Here is a 15,881-nt window from a genome sequence, read left to right as displayed (position 1 = left end):
AAGTGGGAACCGGTTTTTCGCGCCAATCCCGCTCTAAACTTTTGGAATCGATCACGTTACTAAGACATCGGATATATCCGATGTCTCAAATACGACTTTGGATTGTTTCAATCCAAAGTCGTCGTGATCTAGGGGCGCAATTCAGCCCCTCCCCTTTGACGCCGCCGCTCTCTATGGTCGGCGCATCAGACACCAGGAGAACGCCGGCATGACGCCGATGTCGGAAGAGGACCGCGCGCGCATCGCCAAGGCGATCGCCGACGCCGAACAATCGACGGCCGCGGAGATCATCTGCGTCACGATGCGGTCGGCGAGCGACTATTGGGCGGCGCCGATCCTCTGGGCCACGCTCGCCGCACTGCTCTGGCCCTGGCCGTTGATCTGGATCACCACGCTGACAGCCTGGACGATCTATTTCACCCAGCTCTGCGTCTTCGCGGCGCTGGCGATCGCGCTCTCATTCCCGCGCTCGCGCCGCGCGGCGATGACGCCGCCCTGGATCAGGAACCGGCGCGCCCGCATGTCGGCGAAGGAGCATTTCTTCGCGCAGGGGCTGCATCGCACGGTGAACCGGTCCGGCGTGCTGGTCTTCGTCGCGATGGCCGAGCGCTATGTCGAGATCATGGGCGATGACAGCATCGCGCTGAAGATCAGCGAGGCCCAGTGGCGTCCGGTCGCGGAAGCGCTGCGTGATGCAGTCGCGCGCAATCAGCTCGCGGATGGTCTTGTCACGGCGATCGGCCGGTGCGGCCAGATGCTCGCCGAAGCCGCGCCGCCGCGCGAGAACGATCGCAACGAGTTGCCGGATAAGGTGATCGTGATCTGAGAAATTCGCGGCCGCGCAAAAGCTGCGTCAGAGCCCTTCGCTCTTCGCCGCGCCGAGAATCGCGCCCGGCTTGCCCTGCGGCGTGAAGACCTGCACGAAAACGACGAATCCATCGACGCCTTCGCCCGAGATCGCAGACGCCTCGATCGGAATGGCTTTCGCTGCGCCGCTCCATTCTCCGAGCGGCGTGATGCCGCGCACGATATTGGTGTAGGTGATCTTCCTGTCAGCGTTCTCGCCACGACCGATCGCAATCTCGCGTGATTTGGTCACGCTCATCACGACGACCTGCGCGCCGGTCACAGCAGGCGCCGCGGGAAGTTGCGCCGACCATTGACCGTCATCGCCGCGACGCAACGACACTGCGACGGTCAGCGCGCTGTCGCGACCGCGCGACTCCTTCGCCGCCTTCTCGATCTCCGCGCGATTGGAGCCGACGCAATGGGCGACGCCGTCGACAACCGCCTGCGGCGTATAGACCTGGCGGTCGCCGCGCGCGATCGAATAGCCCTTCTGGCGCTTGGTGTGCGCCGGCGTCGCCAGCGTGTCTTTCCAGCCGAGATAATCCCAGTAATCGACCGGCAGCGACAGCGCGATCACGTCAGGCTCTTTCGCCAGCTTCGCCAGCAGCGCGTCAGCCGGCGGGCAGGATGAGCAGCCCTGCGACGTGAACAGCTCGACCACCATGCGCGGCGACGTGGCGCTTTCCGACGATGCGGCGCGCGACAGCCCGGCCACGCCAAAGGCGGCGGCGAACAGGCATGCAACGGCGCGAGGGAAATTCATGAGCGTAAGATAAGACGGGACGCGGCGCAGGCAAAGTCACGTCTCATGACAGGCGATCACCAAAATGCGAGAGCCGCAGCGTCAGGCAAATGTATTTTCTCTCAACAGGATAGGGCCGGGATCGCTCCCGGCCCCTTTTTCAGTCAGGCTGCAAGCTGGCGCAGCACATACTGCAGAATGCCGCCATGCTTCATGTATTCCAGCTCGTCGAGCGTATCGATGCGGCAGAGCAGCGGCACCTTCTTCACCGGCCCGCTCGACGGCAGGATTTCCGCCATCAGGCGCTGGCGCGGCCTGAGATCGGTGGAGAGCCCCTTGATCGTGACGATCTCGTCGCCCTTCAATCCCAGATTCTGCCAGCTCGCGCCAGCCTCGAAGGTGAGGGGCACAACGCCCATGCCGACGAGGTTCGAGCGATGGATGCGCTCGAAGCTCTGCGCGATCACCGCGCGCACGCCGAGCAGCTTCGTGCCTTTCGCCGCCCAGTCGCGCGATGAGCCGTTGCCATATTCGACGCCGGCGAAGACGACGAGCGGCACTTTTTCTTTCTGGTAGCGCATCGCCGCGTCGTAGATCGACATGCGATCGCCAGATGGCTGGTGGATCGCAAAGCCGCCTTCCGGCGTCGCGCCGTCCTTGTCCTTCACCGTGAAGTTCTTGATGCGGATGTTGGCGAAGGTGCCGCGCATCATCACTTCATGATTGCCGCGCCGCGTGCCGTACTGGTTGAAGTCCTGCACGCGCACCTGCCGCTCCGACAGGAACACGCCGGCCGGCGATGTCGCCTTGATCGAGCCTGCCGGCGAGATGTGGTCGGTGGTGATCTTGTCGCCGAAGAGACCGAGCACGCGCGCATTGACGATGTCCTCCATCGGCTCCGGCGTCATCGTCATGCCTTCGAAATAGGGCGGGTTCTGCACATAGGTCGAGCCCATGTCCCAGTTGTAGGTCTGGCCCGCCGGCGCCTTCACCTTCTTCCAGTTGGCGTCGCCGGTGAAGACATTGGCGTATTTCGACTTGAACAAGCTCTTCGTCACATACTTCGTGATGAAGGACTGAATTTCCTTCGAGGACGGCCAGATATCCTTGAGATAGACCGGCTTGCCTTTCTTGTCGTGACCGAGCGGCTCTTTCGACAGATCGAGCTGCATGGTGCCGGCCAGCGCATAGGCGACGACGAGCGGCGGCGACGCCAGATAGTTCGCCTGCACGTCAGGGCTGACGCGTCCCTCGAAGTTGCGGTTGCCGGACAGCACCGCTGCGGCCACGACATTGTTGTCGTTGATCGCCTTGGAGATTTCGACCGGCAGCGGCCCCGAATTGCCGATGCAGGTGGTGCAGCCGAAGCCGACCAGATTGAAGCCCAGCTTGTCGAGATCCTTCTGCAGGCCCGATTTCGCGAGATATTCCGCGACGACCTGCGATCCCGGCGCCAGCGACGTCTTCACCCACGGCTTGGTCGCAAGACCGAGCGCCGCCGCCTTGCGCGCGAGCAGGCCGGCGCCGATGAGCACGGACGGGTTCGACGTGTTGGTGCAGGAGGTGATCGCGGCGATGACGACATCGCCATGGCCGATGTCGAAATTCTTGCCTTCGACCTTGAAGCGCTTCGCAGCTTCGCCGGGCTTCTTGTATTCGCTTTCCAGCGCTGTGAGGAAGCCGGTCTTCGCATCGTTCAGCGCGACGCGGCCTTCCGGACGCTTCGGTCCCGCAAGCGACGGCGCGACCGTCGAAAGATCAAGCTCGAGCGTGTCGGTGAAGACAGGGTCTTCTGTCGTCTTGGTGCGATAAAGGCCCTGCGCCTTGGCGTATTTCTCGACCAGCGCGATGCGGCCGGCGGCGCGGCTCGACATCTTGAGATAATTGATGGTCTCGCCATCGATCGGGAAGAAGCCGCAGGTCGCGCCATATTCCGGCGCCATGTTGGCGATGGTCGCGCGATCCGCGAGCGCGAGCGAATCAAGGCCCGTCCCGTAGAACTCGACGAACTTTCCGACCACGCCCTTTTTGCGCAGCATCTGCGTGACGGTCAGCACGAGGTCCGTCGCCGTGATGCCTTCCTTGAGTTTGCCCGTCAGCTTGAAGCCGATCACTTCGGGCAGCAGCATCGATTGCGGCTGGCCGAGCATCGCCGCTTCCGCTTCGATGCCGCCGACGCCCCATCCGAGCACCGACAGACCATTGACCATCGTCGTGTGCGAGTCGGTGCCGACCAGCGTGTCGGGATAGGCGACTTCGACGGTGGTCGCCTTGCCCTTGGCCGGCTTTATCTTTTCCTTTCGCGTCCAGACCGTCTGCGAGAGATATTCGAGATTGACCTGATGGCAGATGCCGGTGCCCGGCGGCACTACGGAGAAATTCTCGAACGCCTGCTGGCCCCATTTGAGGAAGCGATAGCGCTCGCCATTGCGCTCATATTCGAGATCGACGTTCTTCTTGAACGCCTTCGGCGAACCGAACTCGTCGACGATGACGGAGTGGTCGATCACGAGATCGACCGGCACGAGTGGATTGATCTTCTCGGGATCGCCGCCGAGCTTCGCCATGGCGTCCCGCATCGCCGCGAGATCGACGACGGCGGGCACGCCGGTGAAATCCTGCATCAGCACGCGCGCCGGACGGAAGGCGATCTCCTTGCCGGCCGAACCCTTGTTCTGCAACCAATCAGCGACGGCGAGGATGTCCTCCTTCGTGACGGAGCGGCCATCCTCGTGACGGAGGAGATTTTCAAGCAGCACCCGCATCGAGAAAGGCAACAGCGCCACCCCGACGAGGCCGTTCTCTTCGGCCGCCTTGAGCGAGTAATAGACGTAAGTGGAGCCGCCGACCTTCATGGTCTTGCGGCATTTGAAACTGTCGAGCGATGTCATGGACAGGTCCTTTGGGCAGCAACATCACAGCGGTCGCGAATGCGGCCGGTTGAGGTCCTGAGACGGCCCCGGAACGGCTGATTTGGACAGGCCGTTCCGCTGCCGGCAAGGCGCTAGGGAGCGCGCGCCGCTCCGGGGGTGCCCGGGACCTGAAAGGCGCGGCGCGGACAGCCGTTCTATAGAACAATTCCGGATTGACCGCTACATGGTTCCGCCACATTGATGAGCCAGCCGAGCCGCCGCCGCGTCGCTCTGCGCAAACTCATTCCTGATGCGGAACGATGGTGCGGCTGATTGCAGAGAACCTGACCTGCCGCCGGAGCGAGCGCACCCTGTTCGAGGGGCTGTCCTTCACGGTGAACAGCGGCGGAGCGCTCCTCCTGACCGGGCCGAATGGCGTTGGAAAGACAAGTCTTTTGCGGATTCTCGCGGGATTGCTCAACGCCACAGGCGGCGGCGTCCGGCCCGAGCCGGATGATGATATTCCGCTCCCGGAACATTCGTGCTTGATTGGCGTCTCCAACGCCCTTAAGCTGGCTTTGAATCTCCGCGAGCATGTCGATTTCTGGCTGGCGGCTGAGTCCACTGGCGCGCGCCACTCCGCCGACGATGTGCTTGACGCGTGGAACTTGATCCGCATCGCCGACACGCCCTGCGGCTGGTTGTCGACCGGCCAGCGCCGGCGCGCCGCCCTCGCCCGACTGAGCTGCAGCGCCCGCGCGATCTGGCTTCTGGACGAGCCGCTGAGCGGTCTCGACGAACCCGCCGCGAGGCTGCTCGATGCGGCGGTCGCGCGCCATCGCGCCGATGGCGGTCTCATCGTCTGCGCCAGTCACCAGCCGCTCGCCTGGCCTGACGTCGAACGGCTCGCGCTCGGCCCGAAGGTCAGGCCGTCGGCGCCGGACGGCCCGCCATGATCCGCGCGCTCCTCGCGGTCGTCAGGCGCGATCTGCTGCTGTCGCTGCGCATCGGCGGCGGATTCGAGCTTGGCCTGATCTTCTTCCTGATGATCGTGGCTGTGATTCCCTTCGCGATCGGCCCCGATCCGGTTCTCCTGTCGCGCATTTCGGCCGCGATGCTGTGGACCGGCGCGCTGCTGGCGATGTTGCTTGGCCTCGACCGGCTGTTTCAGGCGGACGCCGAGGATGGATCGCTCGACATGCTGCGCATGGCGGACGCGCCGCTGGAGGTGATCGTTCTCGCGAAGATGATCGCCCACTGGCTGCTGTCAGGCCTGCCGCTTGTGATCGCTTCGCCGCTTCTCGGCCTTCTGCTAGCGCTCGACCCCTCCGCCATGGCGCCTCTCGCGCTGACGCTTCTGGTCGGCACGCCGGCCCTGACCGCCATCGGCTCGATCGGCGCAGCGCTTACGGCGCGCATCCGCCGCGGCGGTCTTCTCAGTTCGATACTTGTGCTGCCGCTGACCTTGCCAACGCTGATTTTCGGCGTCTCGGCGGCTCTCGGCGGCGCGTTGCCCTTCCGTGCGCCATTCCTCATTCTCTGCGCAATCACCTTGGTCGCCATCGTCGTCGGCGTGCTTGCAAGCGCGGCCGCATTGCGCATGGAAGATTAGGGCGCGCCTTGCTTCCGCCGCCTGCGACGGCGACATAGCCACTCCCCCCTTTGCGAATCTCCGATGGCCGCTTCCCGAAAAGCCCTGCTGGCGCCGCCTCTCCTGCTGATCGCGCTCGGCGTGATCTGGAGCGGCTACTGGTTCGTCGGCTCGCATGTCACGGGGACCGCGATCGCCAACTGGATGAGCCGCGAAAGCGAATCCGGCCGGCGCTGGACCTGTCACGGTCAGAATATCAGCGGCTATCCCTTCCGCTTCGAGCTGAGCTGCTCATCCGTCACGCTCGAAGATGCGCGCGCGCCGGTGACCGTCACTGCTGGGCCGCTGCGCGCCGTCGCGCTCGCCTACCGGCCGAACCATGTCATCGCGGAACTCGACGGGCCGGCGCAGGCGATTCTCCCCTCCGGCCAGAAATTCACCGCGAACTGGACGCAGCTTCGCATGAGCACGCAGATTTCAGGCGGACGGCTTGCGGCCTATGACAGCGTGCTCGAAGGCTTTCGCGCGGCGCAAGTCGACGCGTCAGGCGAATTTCAGATCGCAAAGGCCGGCTCGCTTGAAACGCATTTGCGCCAGACGCCGGACGTGTCTCCTGACGCGCCATCCTTTGATCTCGCCGTCGACGGCAAGGGCGTCGCATCGGCTTTGATCGACAATCTCGCCGGCTCGAACGATCCCGGCGATCTCACGCTGCGCGCGACGCTCACGCGCGGTGATGCGATCGGACCTGGCAATCCGATCGACATCGCCGAGCGCTGGCGGCTGTCGGGCGGGAAAATCACTGTAGCGCAACTGAAAATCGCGCGCGGACGCATCGCGCTCGACGCGACAGGCGAGTTCGCCCTCGATGACGAACATCGCGTCGCCGGCCGCGTCGAGGGAACGGCGGCGGGCTTCGAGCAACTGCTGGCGCGCGGCGCCGGCGCTCTCGGCGGCCTCTTCAATATTCGCCCTTCAGGCGGCGCGCCGAAAGGATTGCCCTTCGCCGTCACGCTGCGCGACGGCCGCGTGATGCTCGGGCCTCTGCGCATCGCGACGCTCGCGCCGCTTTATTGAGGCGGCGCATTGTCGAGGGCTTACGCGCTTCGCAACCTCACACTCGACGATATGGATGACGCCGCGCGCGTCCATCGCATCTCCTTTGACGAGCGACTGCCCTGGCTTGCGGGATTGCATACGCCGGACGAGGATCGCGCCTATTTTCGCGAACGGCTCTTCCAGCAATGCGAATTGTGGGGCGCGTTTGCCGCGCATGATCTGATCGGCATCATCGCCTTCCGCGAAGGCTGGATCGATCAGCTTTATGTTCTGCCGGCTCACCACGGTCGCGGAGTCGGCTCGGCGCTGCTCACACAAGCGCGGGCGACCCATGCCGAGCTTCAACTCTGGACGTTTCAGAAAAATCTCGCGGCGCGACGCTTCTACGAAACGCGGGGATTCACCGCCATCGAGGAAACCGACGGCTCCGCCAATGAAGAGCGTGAGCCTGACGTCCGCTATGTCTGGCGACGATTGGCCTGATCGCGCTCGACCGCTAGGCTCTGCGCCGCATGACCTTCTTCTGCTCGCCGCCGAACCAGAGGCCCGCAGCGGCGCCGACAAAAAGCAGAGCGAGAAGGGTCATGAGCTCTCTCCAACCTGCAATCGTTGGCGCCTGCTGCATGATGGCGGGCTGGACGCCGCGGACCAGCGCGGCGATCTCGGCCTGACGCTGAAAGAATACGGCGGAGAAAACGGCAATCAATGCGCATGCCGCTGCGAAGGCGCCAACATCCTCGAATTGCAGCGCCCGCCTCGTTCCTGCAAAGACCAGCATGAAGACGCCGGCCGTCACGAGGGCCAGCGCCAGCGACGTTGCCGCCATGGAAGGGGAATTGAGTGCGGCGTTAGCGTAGGCCCACAACAGCGCGCCATGCGCCACCCAGATCGTCAGGAATCGCTTGAGCATCAGGCGTTTCTCCGGACTTTGGGAGAAGGCTGCGCTCCGTTTTCGAAGGATTAATTGCGAATCTGAGTAAATTTCGAACGAGTTTGCAGAAATTTCGCGGCCGTTATGATTCCGGCCGCGATCTCCCGAAGTCCGGCGCGGCCGTCTCCTGTCCCTGCTGGACAATGCCGCGGCGGATGGCGCGGGTGCGCGTAAACAGATCGAACAGCTTGTCGCCCTCGCCCCAGCGGATCGCCCGCTGCAGCGAGAACAGATCCTCCTGAAAACGGCCAAGCGTTTCGAGCACCGCTTCCTTGTTGTTGAGGAACACGTCGCGCCACATGGTCGGATCGGAGGCGGCGATGCGGGTGAAGTCGCGGAAGCCGCCGGCCGAGAATTTGATCACCTCCGACTGCGTCACCTCTTCGAGATCGGCGGCGGTGCCGACGATGTTGTAGGCGATGAGATGGGGGATGTGGCTGGTGATCGCGAGCACCCGGTCGTGATGCTCCGGCGACATGGTTTCGACATTGGCGCCGATCATCTCCCAAAAACCGCGCAATCTCTCGACCGCTTCTGCGTCGGTTCCGAAAGGCGGCGTCAAGATGCACCAGCGATTGAGAAACAGGGTGGGGAAGCCTGCGTCAGGGCCCGACTGCTCGGTGCCGGCGACAGGATGCGCCGGAATGAAATGGACATGGTCAGGCAGATGCGGCGCGACATCGCGCACCACCGCGGTCTTGACAGAACCGACATCGGACAGGATCGCGCCCTTGGCCAGCGCCGGCGCGATGGCCTGCGCGACTGACGCGTTGGCGCCAACGGGCACGCACAAAATGACGAGATCGCAATCACGCACGCCAAGAGCTGCGTCCGTCTCAACCTGATCGGCAATGTCGAGTTCACGCACGCGCGCCGCCACATCGTAGTCGGCGTCGATTGCGACAATGCGAGCCGCGAGATTTTTCTTTCGTATCGCGCGCGCGATCGAGGACCCGATGAGGCCGAGCCCGATCAGTGCGACCGAATTGAAGAGCGGCGCCGGAAGCGCTGAGCCGAGATGATCAGGCACGCGCGTCGCCCTTCATGAACTCTGTCAGCGCCGCGACGACCTTTCGGTTCGCCTCTTCATCGCCGACCGTCAGGCGCAGCGCGCCCGCGAGATGATAGGGTTCGAGACGGCGCAGGATCAGCCCGCGCGCGGTCAGGAACGCATCGGCTTCCTTCGCTGTCTTGCCTGGGGTCGTCGGGAAATGGACGAGCAGGAAATTCGCGACGCTCGGCGTCACGGAAAGCCCGAGCTTCGTCAACTCGTCCGTCAGCCAGGAAAGCCAGCGATCATTGTGATCGAGCGCCTTCGCCATATGCGCATCATCGGCGAGAGCCGCGATGCCGGCTTCGATGGCCGCTGAGTTGACGTTGAACGCGCCGCGGATGCGGTTCATCGCATCGATCACATGGGTGGGCGCATAGGCCCAGCCGATGCGCAGCGCCGCAAGCCCGTGAATCTTCGAGAAGGTGCGCGTCATGATGACGTTCTCGCTCGTTCCCACGAGTTCGACGCCCGACGCATAGTCGTTGCGGCGGACATATTCCGCATAGGCCGCATCGAGCACGAGCAGCACATGCGGCGGCAGGCCGGCCTGCAGGCGCTTCACCTCGTCGAAGGGGAGATAGACGCCTGTCGGATTGTTGGGGTTGGCGAGGAAGACGATCTTCGTCTTCGGCGTCACCGCCGCGAGGATCGCATCGACATCAGCGGTGAGATTCTTTTCGGGAACCATCACCGGCTTCGCGCCGGCGGCCTGAATCGCGATGGGATAGACGACGAATCCGTACTGCGAATAGATCGCCTCGTCGCCGGGCTCGAGATAGGTGTTGGAGATCAGCGAAAGCAGATCGTCCGATCCGTTGCCGCAGATGATATGGCCGGCGTCGAGGCCGTATTTCGCCGCGATCGCTTCGCGCAGGCGCGTCGAAGACCCATCGGGATAAAGTTCGAGTTTCGCCGCGACTTTCTGAAACGCCTCGACCGCCTTCGGGCTCGGCCCGAGCGGCGTTTCATTGGAGGAGAGCTTGTGCAGCTTCACGCCGGCCGGCGCAGTCGACTTGCCGGGCTGGTAGGCTTCGATCGCCATCACGCTGGCGCGGGGAACGGGGCGTTTTGCGGACATCGGTTTCACTTCAGGACGAGAGAGTAACGGCGTTCAGGTTGCGACGCTGAAGCGTTGCGCATGGCTGCCGATCTCATGGATCGAAAAGGCGCCCGCGCCGCTGGCGCCAAGCGCGGCCGAAAGCTTCGACTCCGCATCGGCGCCGGGAATCGAAACGAGCGCCGAAAGCCCCTGCGCGTCGCCGGCGCTGCCATCGAGCGAGCCGCCAAGCTCCGCAATCGCCGCATCGATCGCTGGACGCCAACGCTCGAGCCGAACGGAATAGACGATCACTTCGCGCACGGTCGCTTCACCGATCGGCTTGGCGATGACGAAAACAGGCGTGCCCGCCGGATGATCCGGCCGTTCGATGAAAGGCAGGCGGGCGATGATCTTCGGCCGGCCCTCGCCTTCGAGCGCGCGCCACCAGGCGCCGCCGCTGGAGCCGCTCGCCGCGGAGAAAATGCCGAGATCGCCAGCCGACGTCGCCACCGCCTCGATCACGGCCGACGTGCCGAAATGCGGCGTGAAGGGCACGGTGAAGCCGAAATGGAAACGCGCGGAGTCGCGCATGGCGGCGTCGCCGCCGGAGACGTCCGCATGCACCGCGTAAGGCGCCTGCACATAGGTGAAGGTGCCGATGATAACGCGCCAGATCGTCTCGACCGTGTCGAGCGGCAGAATGCCTTTATGCCGCCCGGCCAGCCGGCGCATCATCTCGGCTTCGCGGCCGGGCCGGAAAGCCGAGCCTGACGCCGCCGTTTTCTTGATCTCGATCAGCGTGTTGATGATTTCGCCGCGCTCCATCAGGAGTCGATGCATAGTCTCGTCGATGCGATCGATCTCATTGCGGAGATCGGCAAGAGAGGGCTGGGCGGCGGAAGAAGGCGCGGCGGACATGGGACGGGCGGAAGCGAAGGCGGCTCTTCATAGGGCCGGCGGCAGGGAACGCAAAGGAGATTGAATCCTCGATTTGTCCGTTCCAAAGGAAAAATGTTCGACAAATCGAACAGATGGGATATAGCTCCTCCCCCAACGACCGAAACCTCCGCCCTTAATGTCCGCCTTGAGTCCCCTTTCGGCCGCCGCCCGTTCCGAAGCGAACGAGCCATCGAGCCCTGTGCTCCGGTTCGGACCGGACCAGCCGCTGCGCATGGATTCAGGCGCGATGATCGAGCATCTCCAGATCGCTTATCAGACCTACGGGACGCTGAACGCGGCGAAATCGAACGCCATTCTGGCCTGCCACGCGCTGACAGCCGACCAGCACCTCGCCAACACCCATCCCGTGACGGGCAAACCAGGCTGGTGGGACGTGATGGTCGGACCGGGCAAGCCGATCGACACCGACCGCTTCTTCGTCATCTGCGCCAATGTGGTCGGCGCCTGCATGGGCACGACGGGGCCCGCGAGTCTCAACCCCGCGACGGGCCGGCCCTATGCGCTCGATCTGCCCGTGGTGACCATTCGCGACATGGTGCGCGCGCAGGCGATGCTGATCGACCATCTCGGCATCGACCAATTGCTCTGCGTCATCGGCGGCTCGATGGGCGGCATGCAGGTGCTGCAATGGGCGGCGAGCTATCCCGAGCGCGTCTTCGCGGCGATGCCGATCGCAACCGGCGCGCGCCACTCGGCGCAGAACATCGCCTTCGACGAAGTCGGCCGACAATCCGTCATGGCCGATCCCGACTGGCGCGGCGGCGATTATCTCGCGCAAGGCGTCAATCCGGCGAAGGGGCTCGCGGTCGCGCGCATGGCCGCGCACATCACCTATCTCTCGGAGGCGGCGCTGCATCGCAAGTTCGGCCGCAACCTGCAGGACCGCGAGGCGATGACTTTTTCGTTCGACGCGGATTTCCAGGTCGAAAGCTACTTGCGCTATCAGGGCGTCAATTTCGTCGAGCGTTTCGACGCCAACTCCTATCTCTATCTCACGCGCGCGATGAACTATTTCGATCTCGCCGCCGACTATGGCGGCGCGCTGAGCGGCGCCTTCAAGGGAACGAAGACGCGCTTCTGCGTCGTCTCCTTCACGTCGGACTGGCTGTTTCCGACCAGCGACTCCCGCGCCATCGTGCATGCGCTCAACGCCGCCGCGGCTTCCGTCTCCTTCGTCGAGATCGAGAGCGACAAGGGCCATGACGCGTTCCTGCTCGACGAGCCAGAACTGTTCGCGACGGCGCGCGGCTTCATCAACGCCGCAGCGAAAACGCGGGGAATCGCCTGATGTCGGTCGAAGCCGCTTCCGGCGCCACGGCGCGCATCGATCTCCTGCTCATCGCTTCGATGGTGGAGCCCAACACGCGCGTGCTCGACGTCGGCTGCGGCGAAGGGCTGCTGCTCGAATTGCTGCGCGACACGAAGAACTGCGACGCGCGCGGCGTCGAGCTTTCGCGCGACAATGTCAGCCGCGCCGTGGCGCGCGGGCTTGCGGTCATCCAGGGCGACGCCGATGCCGATCTCGTCGATTACCCCGACGATGGCTTCGACTATGTCATTCTGTCGCAGACGATCCAGGCGACACGCAATCCGCGCCAGGTGCTGGAGCATATGCTGCGCGTCGGCCGGCGCGCCATCGTCTCATTTCCGAATTTCGGCCATTGGCGCATCCGGTCGCATCTCATGTTCAAGGGCCGCATGCCCATGACGGAGAATCTGCCAGACAGCTGGTACGACACGCCCAACATTCATTTCTGCACCATTCGCGATTTCGTCGCGCTCTGCGACGAGATCGGCGCCGTGATGGAGAGCGCGGTCGCGCTCAACGCCGGCGGTTATGCCGCGCCGAAAGCGCCCTGGTGGTTCTGGAATCTGTTCGGCGAACAGGCGGTCTTCGTGCTCAGGCGAAAATAGCGACGCGACCAATCACGCGATCGATTATTCCCATCGAGGACACCGTGTCGCATGGTGGTCGTCGCAAGATGCATGAACCATCTCAAGAGACAGAACGCCGCTTCGATCAAAAATATGACGCCAGACCAGAAATCAGATTGGTCGCGCCCGCGACAGACCGCGCGGCTTACGCTTCGCCCGCCTGAGCCCGGCGATGAGGCCGCGCATTTCGCGATCTTCTCGCATCCCGAGGTGACAAAGCACAAACCTGATCCGACGCCAGCGACCGAAGCCGAGAGTCGCGACATGCTCAATCGCGATATCAACCATTGGGCGACGCACGGCTTCGGTCGCTGGGCCGTCCTCTTCGGGGGAGAAGCGATCGGTTTTGGCGGCCTCTCACTTTATGGCGTCAGCAGAGCCGAAGCGCTCAATCTCGGCTATCACCTCCATCCTTCGCGCTGGCGCGGCGGCTTCGCCACTGAACTCGCTTGCCACGCCGTATCGTTCGCCTTCGATGAAATCGGCGCGCAACGCGTCATCGGCCGCGTGCGCGCCTGGAATCCCGGATCGATCCCGGTGCTCGAACGCGCCGGTCTCACATTCCGCGAGGAAACCGAGCTTCATGGCGCGCCGACGCTGCTTTATGCAATTGATAGACCCACGCGCTGAAGACGCTCAAGAAGTCAGCGCCTCGTAGATGAACAGATTCGACTTGTCGTCGTCGGGCATGAAATAGGCGCGCACGCCGTTTTCGATGGGCTCGAACCAGAACGGATTCTGCGTCATCGGCAAGCCCGACATGGACCATAGTTCGATCGGGACCTGCCAGACCGGCGAATTGGTCTTGAGATCGACAAGCTCGACGCCGCCAAGGCGGAACACCGCGCCCTCGGTCGAGGCGCGATAATTGTTGACGCCGGAGCACAGCATCTTCGAGCCGCCGACATAATGGCAGTCCTGATAATCGATATAGAGCGCCGGATTCGCAACGCGGAGTTGTTCCGGCGTCTTGTCGGCGTTCGCAGGCTTGCCCTCGCTGTCGAGCGTCCAGGCGTAGAAGCGCCGCGAACCCCAGCTCACGCCATGCAGCGATTTGTCATCGGTATTGCAGGCGAGGCCGCCAATGTGATCGCCGAAGCGGAACATCTCCTCGCCCTTCATCTTCTCAGGGTCGACGCGATAGATGATCGAGCGGCTGTTCGGGCGATATTCGGCGGCGGGAACCCAGATATATTTCCCGTCATAGTCGATGCCGCCGGGGTGATAGATCGAGCCTTCGCCAAGCTGCGCCGCGGAAACGAGCTTGCCCTGCTTGTCCATCTTGAAGAGATAGCCGACGCCTTCTCCGGTATCGCGATCATAGCCGTTCTGGAGCTGCGGAAAGCGCTTCGTCGGCGTGCGAATATCGACTGAGGAAAAATAGAAATCCTCGCCGATCTTCACCATGCCCTGCGGATGGAAGGTCGGAAATTGCACCGGGATTGCGCCCACCTGCTTCCAGACCGTGTTGCGCGTGAGAAGCGGAACCCGTTGGGCGAGAAGAGGATCGGCGGCGCGCGCAACGGCGGCGGAAGCGGCGACCGCGCTGGCGCCCACGAGGAAAGAGCGTCGATCCATGATCATCCTCCCGCATCTTTTGTTTGGGACCACAGCTCTGCGACGCCCGCGTGTCATGATCATGGCGTCGCGCATTCCCAATGCGCGAGCGGCCTATTTGGGCTCGTCGGGCTGGTTGAGCGGGTGCAGGTCGCGCACCATGGCTTTCATGCGCTCATCCAGGATGTGCGTGTAGATCTGTGTGGTTGAAATATCCGCGTGCCCCAGAAGTTCCTGCACCACGCGCAAATCGGCGCCGTTCTGGAGAAGATGGCTTGCGAAGGCATGGCGCAAAACGTGCGGACTTATCTTGTCGGCGCGCAATCCGGCGGCGCCAGCAAGCGTCTTGAGATCGCGCGCGAATATCTGGCGCGGCAGAAAGCCGGCAGCGCTGTCGGCCGGGAACAACCATTTGCCGCCGCCAAGATGAAGCTCGTCGAGTTGCGCGCGATAGGCGGCGAGCGCCTTCCGCGCCGCTTCATTGAGCGGAACCATGCGCTCGCGGCCACCCTTGCCGCGCACCACGATCAACGGCTCCTGCGCATGCAGCACTGAGGCCGGCAGCGACACGAGTTCGGAGACGCGCAGGCCGGTGGCGTAAAGCAGCTCCAGCAGGCAGGAGAGACGCAGCCTGCGCAATCGCTCACCCGGCGTGATGTCGGGCGCCTGCGCATCCTCGGCGGCGCGCGACAGGAGTCTTACGACATCGTCGGTCGCCATGGTCTTCGGCAGCCGCCGTCCCTGCTTCGGCGATTCGATCGCAGCCGAGGGATCATCGGCGCGCATCTGCTCGCTGTAGAGGAAGCGGTGAAGCTGGCGGATGGCAGACAATCGCCGCGCTGAAGACGACGGCTTCAGCTTCATCGCTGCGAGGCGATCGAGATAGCGCCTGACGCCATCCGCCGTCACCGAGGCGATCGACAGGCCGCTGTCGGCCAGGAACTCGGCGTAGTCCGCGAGGTCACGCTCGTAGGCGGCGATCGTGTTCGCCGCAGCGCCACGCTCCGCCGAGAGCATGGCGAGGAATCGCGCGATCAGTCGCCGGTCCGGCGCGGCGATCGAGGCGCGCTCGCCGGCCCGCGTCATGTCAGCAGCCTCATTTGCCGATCCGGTTCGCGGGCACTGTCACCACGATCTCGCGCTGCTGCGGCTCGACGAGGTAGACGAGCGCCACAAGGCCGGCATAGCCCAGCCCCGCCAGGATGGCGACGATCAGCAGGAATCGCACCAGACTCGTCAAAGCGTTCCCCTCGACCGGGCTTCGATCATGGTCCCGCGCCATGCGCAAGATCGCGCGGGGCGGGCGTCCTTT

17 protein-coding genes are annotated in these 15,881 nt (G+C 63.8%); 8 read left to right on the top strand and 9 right to left on the bottom strand.

From position 1 onward, the window contains the following. Positions 1 to 208 precede the first annotated feature (208 nt). Positions 209 to 826 (top strand): TPM domain-containing protein, encoded by a 618-nt coding sequence (locus L8F45_RS23445; RefSeq protein ID WP_342360248.1) that lies wholly within the window; start codon positions 209 to 211, stop codon positions 824 to 826. A gap of 27 nt (positions 827 to 853) precedes the next feature. Here the strand turns inward: L8F45_RS23445 and L8F45_RS23440 are convergent, their stop codons facing one another. Together L8F45_RS23440 and acnA are read right to left on the bottom strand one after the other, a co-directional pair. Next, on the bottom strand, positions 854 to 1,612 hold the full coding sequence (locus tag L8F45_RS23440) for a DUF1223 domain-containing protein (protein WP_342360247.1): 759 nt from the start codon (positions 1,610 to 1,612) through the stop codon (positions 854 to 856). 143 nt (positions 1,613 to 1,755) lie between these two features. Beyond that, positions 1,756 to 4,482 carry an aconitate hydratase AcnA gene (acnA, locus tag L8F45_RS23435; RefSeq protein WP_342360246.1) on the bottom strand — a complete coding sequence of 909 codons (2,727 nt, stop codon included), beginning with the start codon at positions 4,480 to 4,482 and terminating at the stop codon, positions 1,756 to 1,758. A gap of 281 nt (positions 4,483 to 4,763) precedes the next feature. On the opposite strand from acnA, the gene ccmA reads away from it, so the two are divergent. The 4 genes from ccmA to L8F45_RS23415 all read left to right on the top strand — a co-directional run bounded on the left by ccmA (position 4,764) and on the right by L8F45_RS23415 (position 7,576). Next, on the top strand, positions 4,764 to 5,399 hold the full coding sequence (gene ccmA / locus L8F45_RS23430) for a heme ABC exporter ATP-binding protein CcmA (RefSeq protein ID WP_342360245.1): 636 nt from the start codon (positions 4,764 to 4,766) through the stop codon (positions 5,397 to 5,399). Continuing rightward, positions 5,396 to 6,055, top strand: coding sequence for a heme exporter protein CcmB (ccmB, locus tag L8F45_RS23425; RefSeq protein WP_342360244.1), 660 nt, complete (start codon positions 5,396 to 5,398; stop codon positions 6,053 to 6,055). The genes ccmA and ccmB overlap by 4 nt, the downstream gene beginning before the upstream one ends. 63 nt (positions 6,056 to 6,118) lie before the next feature. Then, positions 6,119 to 7,111, top strand: coding sequence for a DUF2125 domain-containing protein (locus L8F45_RS23420; protein WP_342360243.1), 993 nt, complete (start codon positions 6,119 to 6,121; stop codon positions 7,109 to 7,111). Positions 7,112 to 7,120: 9 nt separating this feature from the next. Further along, a complete protein-coding gene (locus L8F45_RS23415; protein ID WP_342360242.1) occupies positions 7,121 to 7,576 on the top strand; it encodes a GNAT family N-acetyltransferase in 456 nt (151 codons plus the stop codon). 13 nt (positions 7,577 to 7,589) lie between these two features. Here the strand turns inward: L8F45_RS23415 and L8F45_RS23410 are convergent, their stop codons facing one another. The 4 genes from L8F45_RS23410 to L8F45_RS23395 all read right to left on the bottom strand — a co-directional run bounded on the left by L8F45_RS23410 (position 7,590) and on the right by L8F45_RS23395 (position 11,035). Beyond that, entirely contained in the window at positions 7,590 to 8,003 is a 414-nt protein-coding gene (locus L8F45_RS23410) for a hypothetical protein (RefSeq protein ID WP_342360241.1), read from the bottom strand. 103 nt (positions 8,004 to 8,106) lie between these two features. Continuing rightward, positions 8,107 to 9,054, bottom strand: coding sequence for a prephenate/arogenate dehydrogenase family protein (locus tag L8F45_RS23405; RefSeq protein WP_342360240.1), 948 nt, complete (start codon positions 9,052 to 9,054; stop codon positions 8,107 to 8,109). Next, a complete protein-coding gene (gene hisC / locus L8F45_RS23400) occupies positions 9,047 to 10,156 on the bottom strand; it encodes a histidinol-phosphate transaminase (RefSeq protein WP_342360239.1) in 1,110 nt (369 codons plus the stop codon). The genes L8F45_RS23405 and hisC overlap by 8 nt, the downstream gene beginning before the upstream one ends. Before the next feature lie 33 nt (positions 10,157 to 10,189). After that, the gene (locus tag L8F45_RS23395; RefSeq protein ID WP_342360238.1) at positions 10,190 to 11,035 is read right to left on the bottom strand and encodes a chorismate mutase; all 846 of its coding nucleotides are present in this window, start codon (positions 11,033 to 11,035) and stop codon (positions 10,190 to 10,192) included. Positions 11,036 to 11,192: 157 nt separating this feature from the next. On the opposite strand from L8F45_RS23395, the gene metX reads away from it, so the two are divergent. From metX to L8F45_RS23380, 3 genes are all read left to right on the top strand, one after another. Then, a complete protein-coding gene (gene metX / locus L8F45_RS23390; RefSeq protein WP_342360237.1) occupies positions 11,193 to 12,365 on the top strand; it encodes a homoserine O-acetyltransferase MetX in 1,173 nt (390 codons plus the stop codon). After that, positions 12,365 to 12,991 (top strand): methionine biosynthesis protein MetW, encoded by a 627-nt coding sequence (metW, locus tag L8F45_RS23385; RefSeq protein WP_342360236.1) that lies wholly within the window; start codon positions 12,365 to 12,367, stop codon positions 12,989 to 12,991. Before metX ends, metW begins: the two co-directional genes overlap by 1 nt. 114 nt (positions 12,992 to 13,105) lie before the next feature. Next, positions 13,106 to 13,642, top strand: a complete 537-nt coding sequence (locus tag L8F45_RS23380) for a GNAT family N-acetyltransferase (protein ID WP_342360235.1) — start codon at positions 13,106 to 13,108, stop codon at positions 13,640 to 13,642. A gap of 6 nt (positions 13,643 to 13,648) precedes the next feature. Here L8F45_RS23380 and L8F45_RS23375 read toward each other — a convergent pair whose 3' ends face one another. The 3 genes from L8F45_RS23375 to L8F45_RS23365 form a co-directional block, all read right to left on the bottom strand. Then, positions 13,649 to 14,590, bottom strand: a complete 942-nt coding sequence (locus L8F45_RS23375; protein WP_342360234.1) for a DUF6454 family protein — start codon at positions 14,588 to 14,590, stop codon at positions 13,649 to 13,651. A 93-nt stretch (positions 14,591 to 14,683) separates the two neighbouring features. Further along, positions 14,684 to 15,655, bottom strand: coding sequence for a site-specific tyrosine recombinase XerD (locus L8F45_RS23370; RefSeq protein WP_342360233.1), 972 nt, complete (start codon positions 15,653 to 15,655; stop codon positions 14,684 to 14,686). Positions 15,656 to 15,665: 10 nt separating this feature from the next. Next, entirely contained in the window at positions 15,666 to 15,851 is a 186-nt protein-coding gene (locus L8F45_RS23365; RefSeq protein ID WP_342360232.1) for a histidine kinase, read from the bottom strand. Positions 15,852 to 15,881 lie beyond the last annotated feature (30 nt).

The sequence above is a fragment of the Terrirubrum flagellatum genome (assembly GCF_022059845.1).
Classification (GTDB): Bacteria; Pseudomonadota; Alphaproteobacteria; order Rhizobiales; family Beijerinckiaceae; genus Terrirubrum; species Terrirubrum flagellatum.
Note: the sequence above shows the minus strand (reverse complement) of the source record. Positions and strands in the feature narration are given on the sequence as shown.